Source organism: Armatimonadota bacterium, assembly GCA_022563855.1.
GTDB lineage: Bacteria > Armatimonadota > Fimbriimonadia > Fimbriimonadales > Fimbriimonadaceae > JADFMN01.
On sequence record JADFMN010000004.1, the window covers coordinates 158,909 to 177,024 of the forward strand.

Annotated in this window: 16 protein-coding genes; 8 read left to right on the forward strand and 8 right to left on the reverse strand. The window is 60.0% G+C overall.

What is annotated here, in order from left to right; all coding sequences use genetic code 11:
- Positions 1-16 precede the first annotated feature (16 nt).
- Positions 17-622 carry a hypothetical protein gene (locus IH944_06720; protein ID MCH7904246.1) on the reverse strand — a complete coding sequence of 202 codons (606 nt, stop codon included), beginning with the start codon at positions 620-622 and terminating at the stop codon, positions 17-19.
- Between the two features lie 333 nt (positions 623-955).
- On the reverse strand, positions 956-2,266 hold the full coding sequence (locus IH944_06725; protein MCH7904247.1) for an HlyC/CorC family transporter: 1,311 nt from the start codon (positions 2,264-2,266) through the stop codon (positions 956-958).
- A 152-nt stretch (positions 2,267-2,418) separates the two neighbouring features.
- Here IH944_06725 and IH944_06730 point away from each other — a divergent pair, with 152 nt between their 5' ends.
- The 5 genes from IH944_06730 (at position 2,419) to IH944_06750 (ending at position 7,122) form a co-directional block, all read left to right on the forward strand.
- Positions 2,419-3,291, forward strand: a complete 873-nt coding sequence (locus IH944_06730; protein MCH7904248.1) for a dihydrodipicolinate synthase family protein — start codon at positions 2,419-2,421, stop codon at positions 3,289-3,291.
- A gap of 82 nt (positions 3,292-3,373) precedes the next feature.
- Positions 3,374-4,234: a TIGR00159 family protein gene (locus tag IH944_06735; GenBank protein MCH7904249.1), complete on the forward strand. Its 861-nt coding sequence runs from the start codon at positions 3,374-3,376 to the stop codon at positions 4,232-4,234.
- Positions 4,231-5,172: a hypothetical protein gene (locus IH944_06740; GenBank protein ID MCH7904250.1), complete on the forward strand. Its 942-nt coding sequence runs from the start codon at positions 4,231-4,233 to the stop codon at positions 5,170-5,172. The genes IH944_06735 and IH944_06740 overlap by 4 nt, the downstream gene beginning before the upstream one ends.
- Positions 5,173-5,191: 19 nt before the next feature.
- Positions 5,192-5,965 (forward strand): GNAT family N-acetyltransferase, encoded by a 774-nt coding sequence (locus tag IH944_06745; GenBank protein ID MCH7904251.1) that lies wholly within the window; start codon positions 5,192-5,194, stop codon positions 5,963-5,965.
- 26 nt (positions 5,966-5,991) lie between these two features.
- The gene (locus IH944_06750) at positions 5,992-7,122 is read left to right on the forward strand and encodes a methionine adenosyltransferase (protein MCH7904252.1); all 1,131 of its coding nucleotides are present in this window, start codon (positions 5,992-5,994) and stop codon (positions 7,120-7,122) included.
- Between the two features lie 7 nt (positions 7,123-7,129).
- Here IH944_06750 and IH944_06755 read toward each other — a convergent pair whose 3' ends face one another.
- From IH944_06755 to IH944_06775, 5 genes are all read right to left on the reverse strand, one after another.
- Positions 7,130-7,549 (reverse strand): hypothetical protein, encoded by a 420-nt coding sequence (locus IH944_06755; protein ID MCH7904253.1) that lies wholly within the window; start codon positions 7,547-7,549, stop codon positions 7,130-7,132.
- A gap of 238 nt (positions 7,550-7,787) precedes the next feature.
- The gene (locus tag IH944_06760) at positions 7,788-9,758 is read right to left on the reverse strand and encodes a GAF domain-containing protein (protein ID MCH7904254.1); all 1,971 of its coding nucleotides are present in this window, start codon (positions 9,756-9,758) and stop codon (positions 7,788-7,790) included.
- A 130-nt stretch (positions 9,759-9,888) separates the two neighbouring features.
- The gene (locus tag IH944_06765; GenBank protein ID MCH7904255.1) at positions 9,889-10,740 is read right to left on the reverse strand and encodes a deoxyribonuclease IV; all 852 of its coding nucleotides are present in this window, start codon (positions 10,738-10,740) and stop codon (positions 9,889-9,891) included.
- A gap of 9 nt (positions 10,741-10,749) precedes the next feature.
- Positions 10,750-12,231: a hypothetical protein gene (locus IH944_06770; GenBank protein ID MCH7904256.1), complete on the reverse strand. Its 1,482-nt coding sequence runs from the start codon at positions 12,229-12,231 to the stop codon at positions 10,750-10,752.
- The gene (locus tag IH944_06775; protein MCH7904257.1) at positions 12,224-12,766 is read right to left on the reverse strand and encodes an RNA polymerase sigma factor; all 543 of its coding nucleotides are present in this window, start codon (positions 12,764-12,766) and stop codon (positions 12,224-12,226) included. The genes IH944_06770 and IH944_06775 overlap by 8 nt, the downstream gene beginning before the upstream one ends.
- A gap of 87 nt (positions 12,767-12,853) precedes the next feature.
- Here IH944_06775 and IH944_06780 point away from each other — a divergent pair, with 87 nt between their 5' ends.
- The 3 genes from IH944_06780 (at position 12,854) to IH944_06790 (ending at position 16,926) form a co-directional block, all read left to right on the forward strand.
- A complete protein-coding gene (locus tag IH944_06780) occupies positions 12,854-14,197 on the forward strand; it encodes a phosphomannomutase (GenBank protein ID MCH7904258.1) in 1,344 nt (447 codons plus the stop codon).
- A 261-nt stretch (positions 14,198-14,458) separates the two neighbouring features.
- Complete coding sequence (locus IH944_06785) at positions 14,459-16,345, forward strand: S-layer homology domain-containing protein (GenBank protein MCH7904259.1); 1,887 nt, start codon at positions 14,459-14,461, stop codon at positions 16,343-16,345.
- A gap of 137 nt (positions 16,346-16,482) precedes the next feature.
- A complete protein-coding gene (locus IH944_06790) occupies positions 16,483-16,926 on the forward strand; it encodes a hypothetical protein (GenBank protein ID MCH7904260.1) in 444 nt (147 codons plus the stop codon).
- A gap of 470 nt (positions 16,927-17,396) precedes the next feature.
- On the opposite strand, the gene ccsA is transcribed toward IH944_06790, so the two are convergent.
- The gene (gene ccsA / locus IH944_06795; GenBank protein MCH7904261.1) at positions 17,397-18,086 is read right to left on the reverse strand and encodes a cytochrome c biogenesis protein CcsA; all 690 of its coding nucleotides are present in this window, start codon (positions 18,084-18,086) and stop codon (positions 17,397-17,399) included.
- Positions 18,087-18,116 lie beyond the last annotated feature (30 nt).

Sequence of the window (18,116 nt, forward strand, 5' to 3'; positions counted from 1 at the left end):
CCAATTGACTCGACCTTTACCTGCCTCTCCAGTTATTCTCGTAGCCGTTCTCCTCCGCATTTTGTTCTAGGAGTTCAACTGCTTGAGCTTTGTCATTTCTCATTACTTTGATATTGAACCCGCGAGGGGTTGTGTACCCTTCAATTTCAATCCCGTTCTCCTGAAACAGATGGGTGACGAGGTCTGCGAATTCAAGATCGACCGTCGCGATGAGCACGAACTCCATCTGTCTGTCAATCTGTCTGTCAGCTTCATAGTCGATCAATTCGTCCGTCGTCATCAGGTCGGTTTCGGCAACCGTGAGAACGTATAGGTTTTTGAAATACAGATTATCGCTAACCCTTGACTTCGGCACTTTGATAATCCCCAGTAGCCGACCGTCCTCAGAGAAGACCTCGAAATCATTACCAGCAAACGTGAGGTCCCTGAGACCTTTCTCCTGTACTTTGTATGAATTGGGCTCGACAGTAAGCGGCTTTCTAAGGCCCAGTTTTACGCTGATCGTCTCGTCGGTCGTGTTGATGACAATTACGTCGAATGATTCCGTGCAGCCGTTTAGGAGAACGGCCGCCAGGACAGCGCAAGTCCCAACTCCGATCCAGGCCCCTATCTTCTTACCCATAGTCCCAGTGTATCAGAGACCGAGCAGCCTTTGGCTGAATCATCTGCGCCAGTCGCTGGCGCGGTGTCGCAGGAGCGCCACCCTCCTGCCCCGCACGGACAAACCCTGCGGGCCTGACCGTGGCACACTTGGGCCGGCTAACTCCTCTCCCCTTGAGGGAGAGGTTGGGTGAGGGGTTTGAGGGATTCAGTCCTTGCCGTTCAGGCTTCCTTGGCAGGGAGCAAGCCGAGAAAGGAAAGGACTGTGTTGTTTCGCCCCCTCTCCTCAATCCTCCCCCTCGTTGGGGGGAAGAAGCAGCTTGCCATTGGAGTGTCGAACGCAAATCCGCCTTGCTTACTCAGCGTCTTCCACCGGATTGAGCGCTTCCGGATTCAGGTACACGGCCAGGCGCGTGATGCGCTGGCGAGCCATGTTCTCGACCTTGAGCGTTCCGATCGGCAGCTCGACGGTGTCGCCGAGGTGCGGCACGTGACCGAGCCCTTTGACGATGAGCGCCGCCAGCGTGTCGGTCGTCACGTCCTCTCCGTTCAAGTCGAACTTCAAGAACGCGATCAGTTCGTCGTAGCGCACCTCTGCCCGGGCGGTGACGCGCGACTCGCTGGTCCTCTCGATCGCTGGCCGCTCGCTCTCGAGCCGATCCTCCAGGTCTCCGAATATCTCCTCGACGACGTCCTCCAGCGTTACGAGGCCGCTCGTGCCGCCGTACTCGTCGCGGATGATGACGATCTGCGTCTTGATGTCTCGCATCAGGTCGATCATGCGGTCGAGGGTAAGGGTCTCGGGGACGAACTCGGGCTCGCGCATGATCCTGTCGATCTTGAAGTCGTCGTCGTCCCAGTGCGCGAGGATGTCCTGGACGTACACGACGCCGACAAGCTCGTCGATGTCCCCGACGCAGACCGGTATCCGGCTGTGCGGTATCGCCGCGATCTTGGCGGGCAATTCGTCCCTTGGCGTGTCTAGTTCCAACCACTTGATGTCCAGCCGATGAATCATCACGTCGTTGGCGTCAAGGGTGTCGAATCTCAGGGTTTTCGTGAGGAGTGACGCCTGCGCCTCGTCGAACTCGCCCTCGCTCTGGCTCGTCTGCACCATCACGGCGAACTCTTCGCGAGAGATGCCCTCTGTCTGCCGCGCGTCCATATCGACGCGAAACGGCTTTAGCATCAGCACCGTCGTCGTGCGGAACAGCCAAGTGACCGGCTTGAGCACGGGGATGATCAAGCGAAGCGGGTTGACCAGCAGCATCGCCACGCGCTCGGAGTATCGCAGCGTGACGTACTTCGGAAGCAGTTCGCCGATCACGACCATCGGGTAGGTGACGGCGATGATCGCCAGCGTGCTTGCGACCTGGCTCGGCAGCGTAGAAACGAGCCCGAGGATCACCTGGGAGAGAAACGGCTCGGTCAGCGCGCCAAGCGCAATGCCGAACATCGTGATGCCGATCTGGATGCCAGCGATGTACGTAGCGCGATCGTCGAGCATTACCAGAACGCGCCTTGCCGACCGATTGCCCCTCTTGGCCAGCGCGGTGATTTTGCTTCGCCTTGCCCCCACGAGGCCGTATTCGGCTGCAACGAAAAACGCGTTGCCCAGAAGTAGCAGCAGGCTGAAAAGTAGCGTTAAGCTACTGTCACTTTCCATTCGACGAACTGCTATTGTATCAAATAATAGGTCGGTCGGGTCGAATTAGCTTGTAAAGAAACACATCAGGCCCGTAAAAGTGCGAGGCGCCGAGGAACTCGAGGCCCACCTACATCGGCTCTATTTCACCAGGCAGGGATTATACTGACCGGATGTTGTCGCATGGCGTCTACCCCGCCGCCGTCACTCCGATGGACGACCAGGGGCAGGTCGACGAGGCATCGGTAGCGAGGTTGCTCGCGTACTTCGAGGCGGCGGGCTGCCGAGGGGTCGTGCTGGCCGGGACGAACGGCGAGGGGCCGTCGCTGAGCGCGTATGAAAAGCGCGACCTGCTGCGCACGGCAGAAAGGTGCAAAGGGCGTCTCGATCTGATCCTTGGGATCGCTACGCCTAGTCTTGACGAGGCCAAATGGTCGTGCCAGCAGGCGGCGAAGAACGGTGCGTCAGCGGTGCTGGTCATGCCGCCCTCGTACTTTCGATCCGCTTCGGAGAAGGGAGTTGCGGCGTGGTTCGTCGAGCTGGCCGACAACAGCCCGTGTCCGATCATCGCGTACAACTTCCCGAAGATGACGGGGTTCACGATGAGCGCGGCGTTCGTTGCCGACCTCGCCGGACACGAGAGAGTCATCGGATTCAAAGACTCCAGCGGCGAGCGTGCAAACATCGAAGCGTACCGGCGAGCCGTACCCGAGGGGAAAAACCTGTTCGTCGGCGATGAAACGCTTCTCTTGGAAACTTTGCAGGCTGGATGGACAGGCACGATCAGCGGCGCAGCAAACTGCGTGCCGCAGTGGCTCGCAAAGGTCGTCGCCGACCTGGATGAGGCCAAGTTCAAGATACTGCTCCCAGTGATCCAGGCGATCCGCGCTCAGCGCCAGCCCGCTGCGAACAAGGCGGTCCTGCACGCTCTGGGCGTCATCGCCTCGCCAAGTCCGAGACTGCCGCTGGAGCCCGAGAACCCCGCCGAAGTGCTCCAGGCCCTGGAAGAGCACTTAGGGATTACGCGCGATAACCTAGGCGTCTAGCGGATCGGCACCAAACCGGCGCAGAGTGGCGCGCCGCCCTCACGAGGTTCAGCCCGTTCGGTTAAAATGGGTACGCGCACCCTTGAAAGAGTTCTTTACTGATCTGTTCGGGTTATCACAGCGGGGATTCATCAACGTCCTTGATATTCTCCTGGTCGCGTATCTGAACTACCGAATCTTGAAACTGATCAGGGGGACTCGCGCTTGGCGGATCGTCGTAGGCGTGTTCGTTTTCTTGGCGGTGTTGTGGCTGAGCGACTACTTTCAATTTGGCACGCTGCACTGGATTTTGGAAAAGGCGACGATCTTGGCTCCGGTCGCGATCGTGATCCTCTTCCTTCCCGAACTGCGCCAGGCCGTTGAAGGGTTCGGGAAACTCGGCCTCTGGACGGAGAAGCTGATCGTTTTTCGGGGTGCTCCCGAAGAAGGGACGCTGGGCGAGATCGCTACTGCGGTCGGAGCGATGGCCGAGCAGCGCATTGGCGCGCTGATCGTCATCGAGCGTGGGGCGCAGTTGGCAAACATCGCCGACACGGGAGTGCCGGTTCACGCGAAGGTATCGGCGGAACTGATTGGTGCGATTTTCTACCACGGCAACCCTTTGCACGATGGCGCGATCGTCATTCGCGGCGACGAGGTTCTGGCTGCTGCCTGCCGCCTGCCGATGAGCGATAGCCGCAAAATAGACACTCACTACCATATGCGTCACCGAGCTGGCGTCGGAATGAGCGAACAGTCTGATGCAATCGTCATCATCGTAAGCGAGGAGCGCGGCGATATCATGGTTGCCCAAAACGGTGAACTCCAGCCGTTGGAATCCGAGGTCGAGTTGCGAGAGTTCATGTCGAAGCAGATCCGCAACGTTGGGCGCTCGCGGCTAAGATGGACCCGCAAGCAGCGTGATTTGGCTGGATCCGAGTCGGCCGAGGTGGCAGATCAATGAGCGGAATCATCGACTTTCTTTGGTCGCGGCGAGACAACATCCTGCTGTTCATCGCCTCTCTCGTGATCTCGCTGCTGTTGTTCGTTCAGTTGCAGACGAGGCTCGACCCTAACAGTGAGCTTCAGTTCGATGCGGTGTTGGAGTGGGAGAATCTGCCGGAAGATCTCGTCGTCGTTCAGAGCCCGCAGCGCATAAAGGTGGTCGCTTCCGGTTCAAAGCAGCAGCTTGACCGGCTCGACACGGCACGAATCACGGCTAAAGTCAACCTCTCAAAGGCTGCAGATGGAGTTGCGCGCTACCTCATTGGGATAGGCGGCTCTGTTCCTCGCGGCGTCACGATCTCGCCGGACCGACCCTTGATCGAAATTGGGATTGAAGAGATGGGACGGCGGACGTTCGAGATTGAAGTCTCCGCGATGGGCGTTCCTCCTGGCGCGTACACGCTCTTGGGATTGAACGCAGCTCCAAGCACGGCGGTTGTCAGCGGACCGAAGTCAGTTGTTTCGCAGGTCAAGAGCGTGCGTGCGATCGTAGATGTGACGCAGGCTCGACCCGGCAGTGCGTTCGACGTCAGACTCGAGGCGCTTGGCGACGAGAACAGGCCGGTCGCGATCGTTGAGATCAGTCCTGAGTTCGTCTCCGTAAGCCCGGCGCTGTCCCTGGCTCCGACGAGAAGGCCGCTTTTCGTCACGGCATCATTCATAGGGCAAGTGCCGTTCTCACATCGCTTCTTCGACTACTCCGTCGAACCGACCGAGGTCGAGATACGCGGTAGCAGCGACGTGCTTTCGCGACTTCGCATGATCGGTACGGCATCCATAGACTTGACGGGCCTGACCGAGTCCACGTCGATCGACGTAGCGCTGATCATCCCCGCAGGGGTCGAGCTCGTCGGCGAAGCTACGGTTAGGGTAACGCTCGATATACGGCGCAGATAGCCTGCTAAGATGTTTTTGCGTGGTTGAGATTCGAACGATCGACGAGAGCGAAGCAGAGCAGTTCCTTCACTTGCTTTGCCTGGTCTTCAACCTCGACATCGATATGGCTCGATCCATATTTCGGTCTGAGCCGATGTTCGATCTGAACCGCAAGTGGTGCCTTTTTGAAGACGGCGAGATGCGCTCTATTCTCACGACGACGCCGCTGATCTTCGGTTGGGGCAGGGCGTTCGGAATCGCGGGCGTCGCCACCCGCCCGGAGTATCAGCGAAGGGGCTACGGACAACGAATTTTGGAGCACGTGCTGGCACATGGCAAAGAGAGCGGCGAGCCTGCAGCGCTGCTGTTCGCACACGAGACAAAGGTGTATGAGCGCGTCGGCTTTAAGATGCTGGACGAGGTCGTCCGTGGCAGGCTCATCACCGACCCGGAGCCGGGCGTGCGCCCAGTGCTGACGGATGAGGAGATCCGTGGCGTCTACGATGCTTGGGCCGAGGCTGACGATCATCGGCTGCGACGAGACGAGCTTCGATGGAAGTTCTGGTCGTGGGTGCTCAGGACCTGTGAGCGAGCGGGTGGCGGCTACATATGCCTTGAACCCGGGTTGTGCCGCGAGGCGATCTTGGAGCCGGCGCTGGAGCGTTGGCCGCTGCCGGAGGAAACTGAGTGGACTGGTCTTGCTTCGATGACCGACAGGTTTGCAGTTCCGCTGAAGGACAGGCGCCACGTGTTGCACGTCATGGGGGTCGGCATGAGCGCTTTGCCCCAGATGTTCATGACGGACCAGTTTTGACCCGGAATTGACCTATAATCAGTACGATGGCTCAGAAGATTCACACGTCCGAATCGGTTAGTGAAGGGCATCCGGACAAGCTGGCGGATCAGATTTCAGACGCGCTGCTCGATTCAGCCCTCGCTCAGGATCGGAACGCGCGCGTTGCTATAGAAACGTTGCTGACGCGCGGTACTGCCGTCATAGCAGGGGAGGTGACCATCGACGGATACATCGAGGTCGCCAACATCGTGCGCGAAACGATCAAGAGCGTCGGATACACAGACACCGAACTCGGCTTCGATGGGAGCTCCTGTGGAGTCGTGGTCGCGATTCAAGAGCAGTCCGCAGACATAGCAGTCGGCGTGGATCGAGGTGGCGCCGGGGACCAGGGGATGATGTTCGGCTTGGCCACGCGCGAGACGCCCGAGCTGATGCCGCTTCCGATCGCGATGGCGCACGCGCTGATGCGTCGGTCGGCGGACGTGCGCAGGAAGCACCCGTCGCTCGGTCTGCGGCCCGATGCAAAGGCGCAGGTCTCCGTAGTGTACGTGAACGGCCAGCCCTCGAAGGTCGATACGATCGTGCTCTCGACGCAGCACAGCCCCAATCTATCGCACAAGGCCGTTACTGAGATCGTCCACGAGTACATCATCGAGCCGGTCCTGGCGGAGTACTCAGAGGCGGCATCGTCCGACATCAAGTTTTACATCAACCCCACCGGCATCTTCGTCGTTGGCGGACCCCAGGGCGACACCGGGCTGACCGGCCGCAAGATCATCGTCGATACGTACGGGGGACTGTGCCCTCACGGCGGCGGATCGTTCAGCGGAAAGGACCCGACGAAGGTCGATAGGAGCGCGGCGTACATGGCCCGGCACGTGGCGAAGAGCGTTGTGGGGGCAAACATGGCCGACAAGTGCCAGATCGGATTTGCGTACGCGATCGGCGTCGAACACCCAGTTGCCGTACAGGTTGAGACGTTCGGCACAGAACATCTGGAGCCGGAGAAGATTTCAGAGCGCGTGCGCGAGACGTTCGACCTCACTCCGCGCGGAATCATCGACTATCTGGGACTGCTGGACACAAAGTATCTGCCGACTGCGAAGAACGGGCACTTCGGGAACCCGTCGTTCCCCTGGGAGCGGACGACGGACGCCGAGAAGCTGCTCGGGTGATCGACGCCTAGTTGATGATCGTTCCGATGTTTCCAAACGGCGGAAGAGAGCGGGCGGCGGCCAGCGCCTTCCTTTTTTCCACTACGTTCGGACCAGCCTGTCGCCACTGCTCGACCGCTGTGAGCGCCGCATGCACCTGCGCGCAGAATCGCGGATCATCGCTCTGCGCCAGCGCATCGGAGAAGTCGCCGTATGCGTAGTGCAGCTGACCGAGAGAAAGATAGGACATTCCTCGGGTGTATCGGTATCCTGGCTCCATCGGGTTTAGCTTCAACAGCCGTGTCGTGGTGCGGATAACTTCAAGGTATTCGCCGGCAAACCACTGGGCTTGCGCCGAAACTTCCAGGGCGCCCAGGTGATCAGGGTCTCGCTTGAGAAGATCACGGCAGTTGTCTAATGCGCCTTGCCAATCGTATGCGTACAACATCGTTCTCGCCTGTAAACCAACATCAAGCGCCAGGACAGCTTTCGCCCTACAGCCTGCCGCAGCGCTCGAAAAAACAGTCTGTTGCGTCGTCGTCGTTTGCGCTCGACACGTTCTCAGGTCGTGAATGTCCCTCACGATGCACGGCCTTCAACGTCCAACGTCAAGTGCGTCGACTTATCTGCAACTGCGCAGTTAGTGTGGCCTGTCGAGACACGTTTTCGCATACTGGATTTGTACATTAAGCGACCTTCTGTGTGGAAAGCTGGTGATTTTGCTGGTGAACAGCGGCAACTTTAGCTCTCAGAGCAAGTGGGATTCGAGTCTGTCCATCCGGTGACATGACTGCAACCATGGATGCTGTCGCAGCTGCGCCGTTGGCCCAACTAGTAGCGAACTCCTCGTCTCTTGTGAGCAGGAAGACTACGTAGTCGCCCTCAGCACGTCGGCACATCGCCGCGCCTGACGGCAGCTTGGACTTGATTGTGAGCGCAAATTTCCGTATCGCGTGCTCGACCGCCGGTCCCCCGTAGGTACTGATCAGATCGTCCTTTCTCGGGACGTCTAGATACACCATAAAGCCGTAGTTGTTCGATCGCACGATTTCAAAGAACTCCCTTGGGGTCGCGAGCCCTTCGGCGTCGCGATGCCCGTTCGTCAGGCGCGCGAACGCCTGCGACAGCTCGGCGCAGATGATTCGGAGGGTTTCGAGTCCTCCGTCGTCGATGCCGTCCACTCGATTCGTCATCGCGGTGACGAACCCGAACGGCTTCTCTCCGAATTGGAGCGGAAGGAGCACAAAGCTACCGATTCGCTGGCGCAGCGCTTCGTTCTTCGAAAGCCGGTTGTCCTCACGCGCATTGAGCGCACAAACCTCGGGCGCGCCAGTCTGCAGCCAGCCTGCGAATCCGGGGCCGTTCGCGAACGAAAAGTGCTGCAGGAAGTTCTTTTCGATCCCCTGGCGCGCGACTTCGACTTCCTCGCCGTCCTCGATCAGCGAGATCGCGAGGTGGTCGAGTCCTAGCGTATCCCACAGCTCCCGAACCACGCGCTTGGCAAGAGTCTTGGGCGTGTGCGCCCCGCTCGTCGTAGTCGCTACCGAATACAGTAGCTCTGCTTCGCGCAGTCTGCGGCGTTGGTCATCCTTGCCAACCTGCTCTGCCACCATGCACGAGAGAAAGTCTGCGGTCTCAGAGACCTGCTTCATGGACTCTGTCAGGGCCGCTTGGTCGCGATGGAACAGTGCGAGCAAGCCGGTGATCTTGCCGTTCACCTTGAGGATCAAACTGCCGACGGCGCGCCCTCTTTCGGGCGTAGAGATCGACGACAGAGTCCGCTCGACCTGCTCTCGGATCGACTTTTCGGAGTCCTTTTTGGATACCCGGAACGAGTTCGCCCCGCCCGTATTCGATCCGAATGTCGCAGATCGGGCGGTTAGCGTCTCTCCGGAATTCGTGATCGTGTAGAGAACGGCTGCCTGCGCGCCAAAAATTGTCTTCGCTGTCTCGGCGATCGCTAGGTACGGCGAGCTCGGAGTCGACGTCACGCTCTCGTACAACTTGACCGCGTTGCTGGCGCCGCGGCTGTTCCGTTCCAGTCTGCGCGTCCGAATGGACAGCTCTCGAAAGCTCTCTTTCAGCGCAGCGCTCGCGGCCTCTGGTGCCGCAGGCAGTGGGGCAGGCGTGCTCGCGGGCTCGAGGATCTCCTCTTCGGTTTCGTACTCGAATACGTTTTCCTCGCGTTGCTTCGCCAGCTGTCGGGCGTCGTATTTAGCTCTGCCCCAGCCAAGGCCCAGTCCAACGATCAGCACGCCCAAAGCGTTGACCAGCAGCAGCGGCGTGAACGCGTTGCCGCCTCCGAAGAGGTTCGCTCCGACCAAGAGCCACGAGGCGATCAGCGGCGCCATCATCGCGGCGTTCGCCTTGAACCTCAGAGTGGCGTAGGCCATCGGGATGATCGTGAGTCCGCTGAACGTCGTGGAAAGGCCGGCGTTCGCGAGAAGCGCTGCGATAACGCCCGCATCTGCGACCGCGATCAGACCCGACATGCCGGCGTTGCGCGAGTTCTTCCCTTCCATCAGGTACGCCAGGTAGGAGTACGACGCGAAGAGCAGCGCGGCCTGCCACGCCATCCCAAAGTCCGGCTTTCCCAGAATCCCTGCGGATGCCATGACCCCGGATGCCAATGCGACTCGTACGATCAGCTCAAACATAAAGCTCTACTTCAGGTTTCGGGTTGAAGGAACTAATCCTCAGGGTCAGAGTTGGCACAAATTCTGAGAAGCTGGCAAATTTACTTGTGTGAAATCGTTGGGAATGTGGAATATTGCCGAGCCGAAGCGATCAGCCTTTCGCCCACTTCCACAGGCGACCGACGTTCACCTCGTGCATTTCGTCGGCGTCGGGGGTCTCGACCAGGATCGGGGTGTTCTCGAACCGTTTGTCGTTCACCAGGCACTGGAACGCCTTTTTGCCGATCAGTCCGTCGCCGAGGTTTTCGTGCCGGTCCTTGCGCGTGCCGAGTTCGTGTTTGCTGTCGTTGCAGTGGATCGCTTTGATCCGGTCGCACCCGACCAGGCGATCAAACTCCGCCATCGTCTCCTCGTAAGTCTCCGCAGTCCGGATGTCGTACCCGGCGGCGAAGATGTGGCAGGTGTCGAGGCACACGCAGCAGCGCGGATGCCCGCCGACCGCGTCGATGATCGTCGCCAGATGCTCGAACCGGTAGTTCAGCACGGTGCCCGGCCCGGCGGTCGTCTCCATCAGGATCATCACGTCGTCCGGCGTGTCGTCCAGGATCTGCTTGGCGGCCTCGGCTACTCGCGCCAGCCCGACCTTCTCGCCCTGCTTCATGTGCGCGCCCATGTGGCTGACGACGTACGGGATGCCGAGCTGCGAGCACCGCATTAGTTCGCTCTTCAGCCCGTCGATGCTCTTCTGCCGCTTCTCCTCTTCGGGAGCGGCGAGGTTGATGAGGTACGAGTCGTGGCTGACGATCTTGCCGACCATTCCGGTCTCCTCCAGCGCCTCGGTCAGCTGTGCGACCATCTCGTTGGTGATCGGCTTGGCGTGCCAGGTCTGAGGGCTGGAGGTGAACACCTGCAGGGCGGTGCACCCGATCGCCTTGCCGTTTCGCACGGCGTTGTGCAGCCCGCCCGCCATAGGCATGTGCGCGCCGATCAGTTTCGCTGGCATGGCGCCATTCTACTTGCCGTCCGTAACCGGAGGTGGCCCTGCTTGACGCCGCATTTTCTCTAAAACCCGTTTCCTTCGCTCTTTGCGGAGCGCCGCTTCTTCTTCCTGAGTAATTCCGATGTTCTTTGCTGAATATCGACCAGTGACAAATAAGTGGTCTGGGTCGATCTGATCGGTGATGACAAATCCCCAACCCCGGACTGGTATCGTCGTGACGCGGAACGTTGCATAACCGACCTGTTTGCCGCTCGCTCGGTGCGCCACGTACTCGCCCGGTTTCTGTATGTACGGCTCCACAGGCTCGCAAACAGGGATCACGACGTTATAAGTGACCGCCTGGTTTGGCTCGACGCGGCCAGGGTTGAACTGCAGACAGTAGTACGGCTCGCCCTTGTGGAACCCCATCGGCCTCAGCTTTACCACGATATCCTCCCGTGCCACACGAGGTGGAGGGTTTTCTGGCGGGATTCCGTAGTTCCGCTCGCGAGTGCGATCGTCGTCCTCGAACCAGAAGTCGACCAGGTGTTGTTTGCCGCTGGTATCGAAGACCGCCGCCTCGGCGAACAGCGGTGGCACAGCCCCGCCTGTCCATAGAATGCGCACAGTTCCGTCCCTTTCTTGAAAGGCGCCGAGCAACACGATCTCAATCCCTTTGACCGTTTGTTTCGGGGCATCGCCCTTGAATCCGGCAAGCAAGTCCCTTACAATTTTGTCGCAGTCGTAGGCGACGAACCCCTCAGGCACTTGCGGCTCGAAGACCTCGTCTGGAATGTCGTCGGGATACTCGAACCGCACGATCCATTGCAACACCCATTTGCCTTGGCTCGTGATGCTGAACTTCTTCTGTTCGATCGGAAGGCTGGTCTCCGGGTCGGCTGTGACTTCGATTCTGAACGGACTGTAGTCGTACTTCAGGTGGGCTTGAAAGACAAGGGTCTCCATGCCGTTGACGACTTTGCGCTCGATCTTCGGATTCTCTCTCGATACCAACCTATAGCGCTTGATAATGTCGTCGATGGTCTCGAGTTCATTGATCTGGTTTCCCGGTAGGCGGATGCCGATTTCGACGTTCTTGCCTTCGAAATCGACCCGCCATGAGCGCCGGCCGTCGAACCCGCTGTCCGACCGAGGAATCCGCCTTGCGAGGCCTGACCAGCGCCTGTACTTGGTTCCCTCTCGCCACTCCTCACGGTAAACGTCTCCCTCGATTCCGCTGTCGACGAACCTGTACGTGATGTGTACAGCGTTTTCGCTTTCGAGCGCATCGGCCATGTCCGCTAGGGTGACTGCCTTGGCAGGTTGTGACAAGAGCAGTGTCGCGACTGTAACTAGCACTGGGATCAACGCCAGCGCCGAGTAAAGGGCTGCCCCCTTGATCCTCTTCACCGGGCGGTCGAAGACCCGGTAGCGTGCGTAAACCGTCTCGATCCCCGTCGTCGGAGCCGTCGCCCGGACGCTCTTCAGCGCCTTCCTAAATCGCCTATCAACCATGTTCCACCTCGCAGGATCGCGTGTCGGAAAAGTCCCATGCCGATGCCAGCTTGCGCCGCAGGCGCTGCTTGGCGAGCGAGCAGCGCGACTTGACCGTCCCCTCGGGTACGTCGAGCACCTCTGCTGTTTCTCGTACCGAGAGCCGGTCGATCTCGCGCAGCACGAACGTCTCGCGAAGCTCGTCCGGAAGCGCATCGATGGCCTGTTGCAGGACGATCCCGTCCTCGGTGAGCCCAGCCGGACTTTCCACCGACTCGCTCAACGCCACAGTCTCCTGCCTGTCTCTGCGCCAGTGCGTGAACTCGTGGTACGCGATCGAACGGAGCCAAGTACGCAGACTCGACTCGTGCCGGAATTCCGCCAGCGCGTCCTGCGCCTTTACGAAGGTCTGCTGTGTCAGCTCGACCGCCTCTTCCTCGGAGCCGGTCAAGTAGCGAAGGAAGCGCAACAGCGGCCCGTAGTGGTCGTCGACGAAACGGCGCGCGGCCCTTTCGTCTCCGCTCAACAGTCGCTGGACAAGCCTTCGCTCGAGCATCGGGTTTCTCTTCCGCCCCAATAGAGCCGTTGGAACGGGGATCGGTTCACAGCATCTTACTGGTTCGTCTCAGGTACCTTCCCCGCGATGGGCGAACATCTCGCTTGCTTCAAGGCCTACGACGTGCGCGGGCGTGTGCCGGAGGATCTCGACGCCGATCTCGCGTACAAGATCGGGCGCGCGTTCGCTGACGAGACCGAGGCGAAGCGCGTCGTAGTCGGGCACGACATCCGCCTGAGCGGGCCCGAGTTGAGCGAGGCTTTGACCAAAGGGCTCAACGACGCGGGAGTCGACGTGACCGACATCGGCTTGTGCGGCACGGAGATGGTCTACTTCGCGACCGCGCACTACGGTTTTGACGGCGGAATCATGATCACCGCCAGCCACAACCCGCCCGGCGACAACGGAATGAAGATGGTCCGCTCTGAGAGCCGCCCGATCAGCGGCGACACGGGGCTCTACTCGATCGAGAGGCGCGCCTTCGAGAGCAAATGGGAGTGCGAGGGGAGCGGCACTAACCGAGAGAAGGACGTTTACGACGACTTCGTCCAGCATTTGCTCAAGTTCTGCGATCCGGCGACCATGAGGCCGCTAAAGGTGGTCGCCAAGGCCGGCAACGGCGGGGCGGGCATCGCGATCAACAAGCTCGCTCCCTTCCTGCCGCTCGAGATCACCGAGATGCAGTTCGAGCCGGACGGGAGCTTCCCTAACGGAGTCCCCAACCCGATACTCGCGGACAGCCGCAAGGACATCGAAGACGAGTTGCAGAAGGGCGGCTACGACTTTGGAGTGGCCTGGGACGGGGACTACGACCGCTGCTTCTTTCTTGACGGGCAGGGAAGGTTCATCGAGGGGTACTACATCGTCGGCGTACTGGCCCGTGCCATGCTGGCCAAGAACCCCGGCGAGGCGATCGTATACGACCCGCGCCTAACCTGGAACACGCTTGAGATCGTCGAAAAGGCCCGCGGCAGAGCCGTGATCTGCAAGTCCGGCCACGCCTTCATCAAGGAGAAGATGAGGGCTGAGAACGCCGTTTATGGCGGCGAGATGAGCGCCCACCACTACTTCAGGGACAACTGGTACTGCGACAGCGGGATGATCCCGTTCCTGCTGATCGCCCAACTGATTTCGGAGACCGGCCAACCGCTTGGTGAGATGGTTGCGGAAATGATCGAGCGGTACCCGTGCTCAGGCGAGATCAACTCGGTGGTTGACGACGTTCCCGGAACGCTTGAGCGGGTCGAATCTAGGTATAAAACGGGCGAAATCGACAAGATCGACGGGTTGAGCGTCGAGTTCGACGAGTGGCGCTTCAACCTGCGCGGCTCGAACACCGAACCCGTGATCCGCTTGAACGTCGAATCGCGCGCGAGCCCGGCGCTGGTCGACGAAAAGGCGGGGGAATTGCTCGGAATGATCCGATCCTAGGTTCAAATCCACCGGGTGTTGGTACTTTTTCCGGCATACCGTTGCATATCAGATTCAGTCCGAACCATAATAGGGCGAGCCAGGAGCAATTCTGGCGCATGCGAGCAGACGCAGGATGCGTCGCCAGGCTGTGACCGAGACGGCTTGGGCATTGACACGGAACTGAAGGAAAGTTGGTCAGAGCTCTTGCCTCATCGGCCCCCCCTAGGCGCTGTTCCTGTCCTGCACGCAAATCTTGACAGGAGAAATATAGCGAAAAAAATGAATCGAACGCTCAAGTTCGCGCTGGGCGTTGCCCTTAGCGTCGGCCTGGTCATGCCAGCCGCCGCGCAGAGCAACTTCCCAGACGTGCCGGACAATCACTGGGCATACGAGGCGCTGGCCAACCTGAAGGGCTCCGTGCTCTTCGGCTACCCCGACGGCTTGTACCGCCCCTCTCGTCCGATGAGTCGAGCTGAGTTCGCCGTCGCCATCAACAACCTCTATAGCTTGGCTATGGGCAAGATGGCCGGCCTCAGCGACCAGTTGAACGCCCTGGACGCATACGTGAAAGGTATGAAGACGGGCGCGACCGAGGAGCAGATGGCCGAGCTCCAGGCGCAGATCAACGCGATCAAGACCAGCATCCCCGACGTGAGCTCAATGCGGGCGGACATCGCTTCAATGAAGCGGCTCGCCGGCGAGTTCGAGAAGGAGATGGCCTCCTTCGGCGTCGACATGGACGCGATGAAGCGGGACATGGCCGACCTCGAGAACCGGGTATCCGGTCTGGAAGGGCCAGGCGACAGGGTCAACCTCAGCGGAGATCTGATCTTCGTGGGGCTCGCTGGCCACTCGACCGACGGCATGCTTGGTCTGACAAAGACCGGACGTGTAACTGGTGAAGTGGGCGGCAACCCGGTTGGCATGGACCGCACCTTCCAGGTGTATCACAACCTGAACATCACGCTTGACGGCGATGCAGGCAACGGCGCTGCGTGGAAGGCTTCCATCAACTCCTCGAACGCCTACGGAGATTTCGGCTTCGGACTCTTCGCAAACTGGAATGGCAGTTTGATGGGCGAGGGCTACGGTCAGCGAGGCCCCGAGGATATGTGGGTCGATGAGGCCAACATCACCTTCGCAACAGACTGGATAGGACAGGACGCCGACATGACCGTCGGTCGTTTCTATCACTCCAGCGGCCCGTTCTTCTTGGCCAGACCTCACTACGCGGAGTTCTACGACAATCCGCGCACGAACAATGGAAAGCACGTGCTCGACGGAATTCGATCCGTCTTCGGCTTTGGCAGCGCAGACCTTACGGTTCTGCTCGCGCGAGTCGATGACTTCATCAATTCCGGGGGTGTACCGTGGACCGGCATGATGGGCGAGACTCTGTTCGGCCTCGAGCTGGACTTTGATCTTGGCGGCAGCGGCACGCTGAAGGGCGTCCACTACTGGGAGCAGTCCAACACGATCGGCGCCTTTGGTGTCGCTGGCGAAGACCGCATGCGCACGTTCGGCGCACAGGTGGAATTCGACTTCGATAACTTCGGCGTATACGGAGTGTTCTCGCAGACTGACTTCTATCTCGGTGACGCATCCGTCCTCAACAGCGACAACACCGCTACGGTGGTTGGCCTGAGCTACGAGCCTGGCGGCAACTGGGGCGCCAGTGCGTACTACGGCATGATCGAAGGCAACTTCGGTGCTGAAGGCTCCTGGGGTCGAGTAGGACCGTACTTCAACCCAGCGAACGTCGACGTGGTCGGCGCGCATCTTTGGCTAGACGTTGGCAACGACGTCAGGCTGTCAGGTGGCTGGAGGAGGTTCGAGCCAGCCGAGAGCGCGGCCATGGGTGCCTTCGGCATCATGATGGGCAACGACGACCTCACCGCTTTTGAGGTTGGTGTCGCGTTCGACCTGAACAGCAACTGGACTGCGAACCTCGGTTGGGAGAACATTGATGGATCCATGCTCAGCGCCCAGCAGGTTGACTTCAATTGGTACTCAATTGATCTAAACTACGCGGTCAGCGACAACGCCGACGTGGCGATCCACTACCTGTTCAGCGACGGGATGATGCCGCTCAACTCGGGCACCTTCTCAGGCACCAGCGTCTGGAAGGGTGGCATTCTGGGCGTACAGGCGACTGTACGGTTCTAGACTGAACTTGACCTAAACGACAGGCGCGGGTCCGACCCCTGGTCGGGCCCGCGTCAATTTGTGACTTTCAAAACGGCGGCGATAGGACTGCGTTGTCGAGCGGTAAGCTAAGCCGTCTAATAGATAGGAGCACATCCATGAAGTCAATGAGAAGGAACGTTTTTAGAATCGGTTTGGTGACTGTCGCCTTGTTCGCTGTGTCCGCTCTCGCCGTACCGCAGATCAAGCAGATCATAAAGATCTTCGGCGTCGGCTATGCTGTCAAGCAGTTTGGCGGTGACATCAACAAGGAGTTCAACAAGCTGACGGGGCACACCGACACAGAGGACAGCTTCACGAAGGTCGTGCCGATCATCACGATCGGGCTAGGTGCCCGCGGCGCCATCGGCGCAGCACAGGTGACCGGCGCGAAGGCGAACGTCGAGAAGGTCGAGGCCGTTGCCTCGCCCGAGCTTGAGCTGTTCGGCGAGATTCATCTGCGGGCGCTGATCCCGGTCGACTCGATCGACATAACGCGCGTTCAGGATATCAAGGCCGTGGACGGAGTCGGCGTGAGCGGAATCGTCGACTTGAAAGTCTGATCTCGTGGCCGTTGGCTCACGGGCTGCCGCGCCGTTCGCCTTCGGGGTGCAAATCTGGAGACCCGCACCACGATGGATGGATCGGCGGGTGTGTTCAACGCTGACTCACGACTTTCGACTTCCCTCGGGAGGGCGAGCGTCCCCGCGAGCCGCGCCGACCGCCGGACGGTGTGCCACGGACAGTTCCGATTCGGTTTGTCCGGGCTCGCCCAGCTTGAGTATTCAGTGGACTGAGAGTCCACTGGCCTGGATGCGGGCTAAGAGCCCGCGCTCCGGGGGATTACGCCCCGGCGACGTCGGCAAGCCAGCCCCAAAACCGTCATTCTGAGCGGAACCAAGGTGCCAGTAGCCAGCCCCAAAACCGTCATCCTGAGCGGATCGAAGGAGCGCGGTTATGGGGCTGGCTAGTTGAGGTAGACACCGGATTCTGCGGCAAGTGACTGAACTACGGCCAGAGGCAGCGTGATGAGCTACTCGTCGTCTGTCAGCGACACTGGGACTGGCCGGACGACTCTCCCATCCGACGTCTCTCCACTGACAGCCAGCCGCTTCCCGTACCGCTTGACGTACATGTACCGAGTCGCCCAGACCATCAGCGCGAAGACGCAGAGGATACCAAACCAATAGGCGCCGTCGAGCTGGCCGCCGATCAGGGTGTCCGAAGGGTGGAACGAGACCAGGATGCGCGGCAGGACGAAGATCAGGAACAGCATCGGCAGCACCGTCGCGACCGAGTACGCCGATGCGGCCTTCGCGGTCTTCACCTCATCGACAAGCCCGCCGCGGATCGCGACTCCAGCGCCGCACAGCATCAGCACCATCAGGAAAGACGTCTGTCGTGGGTCGTTCTGCCACCACGCGCCCCACTGCACCCTGCTGAATACGATCCCCGACGCCATCGTCAGCGCCGCGAAAAGCAGGGCCAGCTCTGTTGCCGCAGCGTTGCGCGCGTCGAAACCGTGTTCGCGAGTCTGGAGAAACCGCATTCCCAGCCAAGCAGAGTGAATGATCAACCCCGTCGCGACGAACGCACAAGGGAGGTGGAAGAACAGGATCCGGGCCAGCTCCGGATTAGGGAACGACTTGGCGGGCGGCGCAGTCAGCGCGTAGACGACGGCGCCGATGCAGCCCAAAACGAAGAGCGGCGTCTTCCAATTCATCTTCAACCTCTATTCTGAACAAGCCGCCCG

Coding starts and splice junctions, on each gene's coding strand:
- IH944_06720 (MCH7904246.1), bottom strand. CDS start 622: ATGGGTAAGAAGATAGGGGCCTGGATCGGAGTTGGGACTTGCGCTGTC.
- IH944_06725 (MCH7904247.1), bottom strand. CDS start 2,266: ATGGAAAGTGACAGTAGCTTAACGCTACTTTTCAGCCTGCTGCTACTT.
- IH944_06730 (MCH7904248.1), top strand. CDS start 2,419: ATGTTGTCGCATGGCGTCTACCCCGCCGCCGTCACTCCGATGGACGAC.
- IH944_06740 (MCH7904250.1), top strand. CDS start 4,231: ATGAGCGGAATCATCGACTTTCTTTGGTCGCGGCGAGACAACATCCTG.
- IH944_06750 (MCH7904252.1), top strand. CDS start 5,992: ATGGCTCAGAAGATTCACACGTCCGAATCGGTTAGTGAAGGGCATCCG.
- IH944_06755 (MCH7904253.1), bottom strand. CDS start 7,549: ATGTTGTACGCATACGATTGGCAAGGCGCATTAGACAACTGCCGTGAT.
- IH944_06760 (MCH7904254.1), bottom strand. CDS start 9,758: ATGTTTGAGCTGATCGTACGAGTCGCATTGGCATCCGGGGTCATGGCA.
- IH944_06765 (MCH7904255.1), bottom strand. CDS start 10,740: ATGCCAGCGAAACTGATCGGCGCGCACATGCCTATGGCGGGCGGGCTG.
- IH944_06770 (MCH7904256.1), bottom strand. CDS start 12,231: ATGGTTGATAGGCGATTTAGGAAGGCGCTGAAGAGCGTCCGGGCGACG.
- IH944_06775 (MCH7904257.1), bottom strand. CDS start 12,766: ATGCTCGAGCGAAGGCTTGTCCAGCGACTGTTGAGCGGAGACGAAAGG.
- IH944_06780 (MCH7904258.1), top strand. CDS start 12,854: ATGGGCGAACATCTCGCTTGCTTCAAGGCCTACGACGTGCGCGGGCGT.
- IH944_06785 (MCH7904259.1), top strand. CDS start 14,459: ATGAATCGAACGCTCAAGTTCGCGCTGGGCGTTGCCCTTAGCGTCGGC.
- IH944_06790 (MCH7904260.1), top strand. CDS start 16,483: ATGAAGTCAATGAGAAGGAACGTTTTTAGAATCGGTTTGGTGACTGTC.
- ccsA (MCH7904261.1), bottom strand. CDS start 18,086: ATGAATTGGAAGACGCCGCTCTTCGTTTTGGGCTGCATCGGCGCCGTC.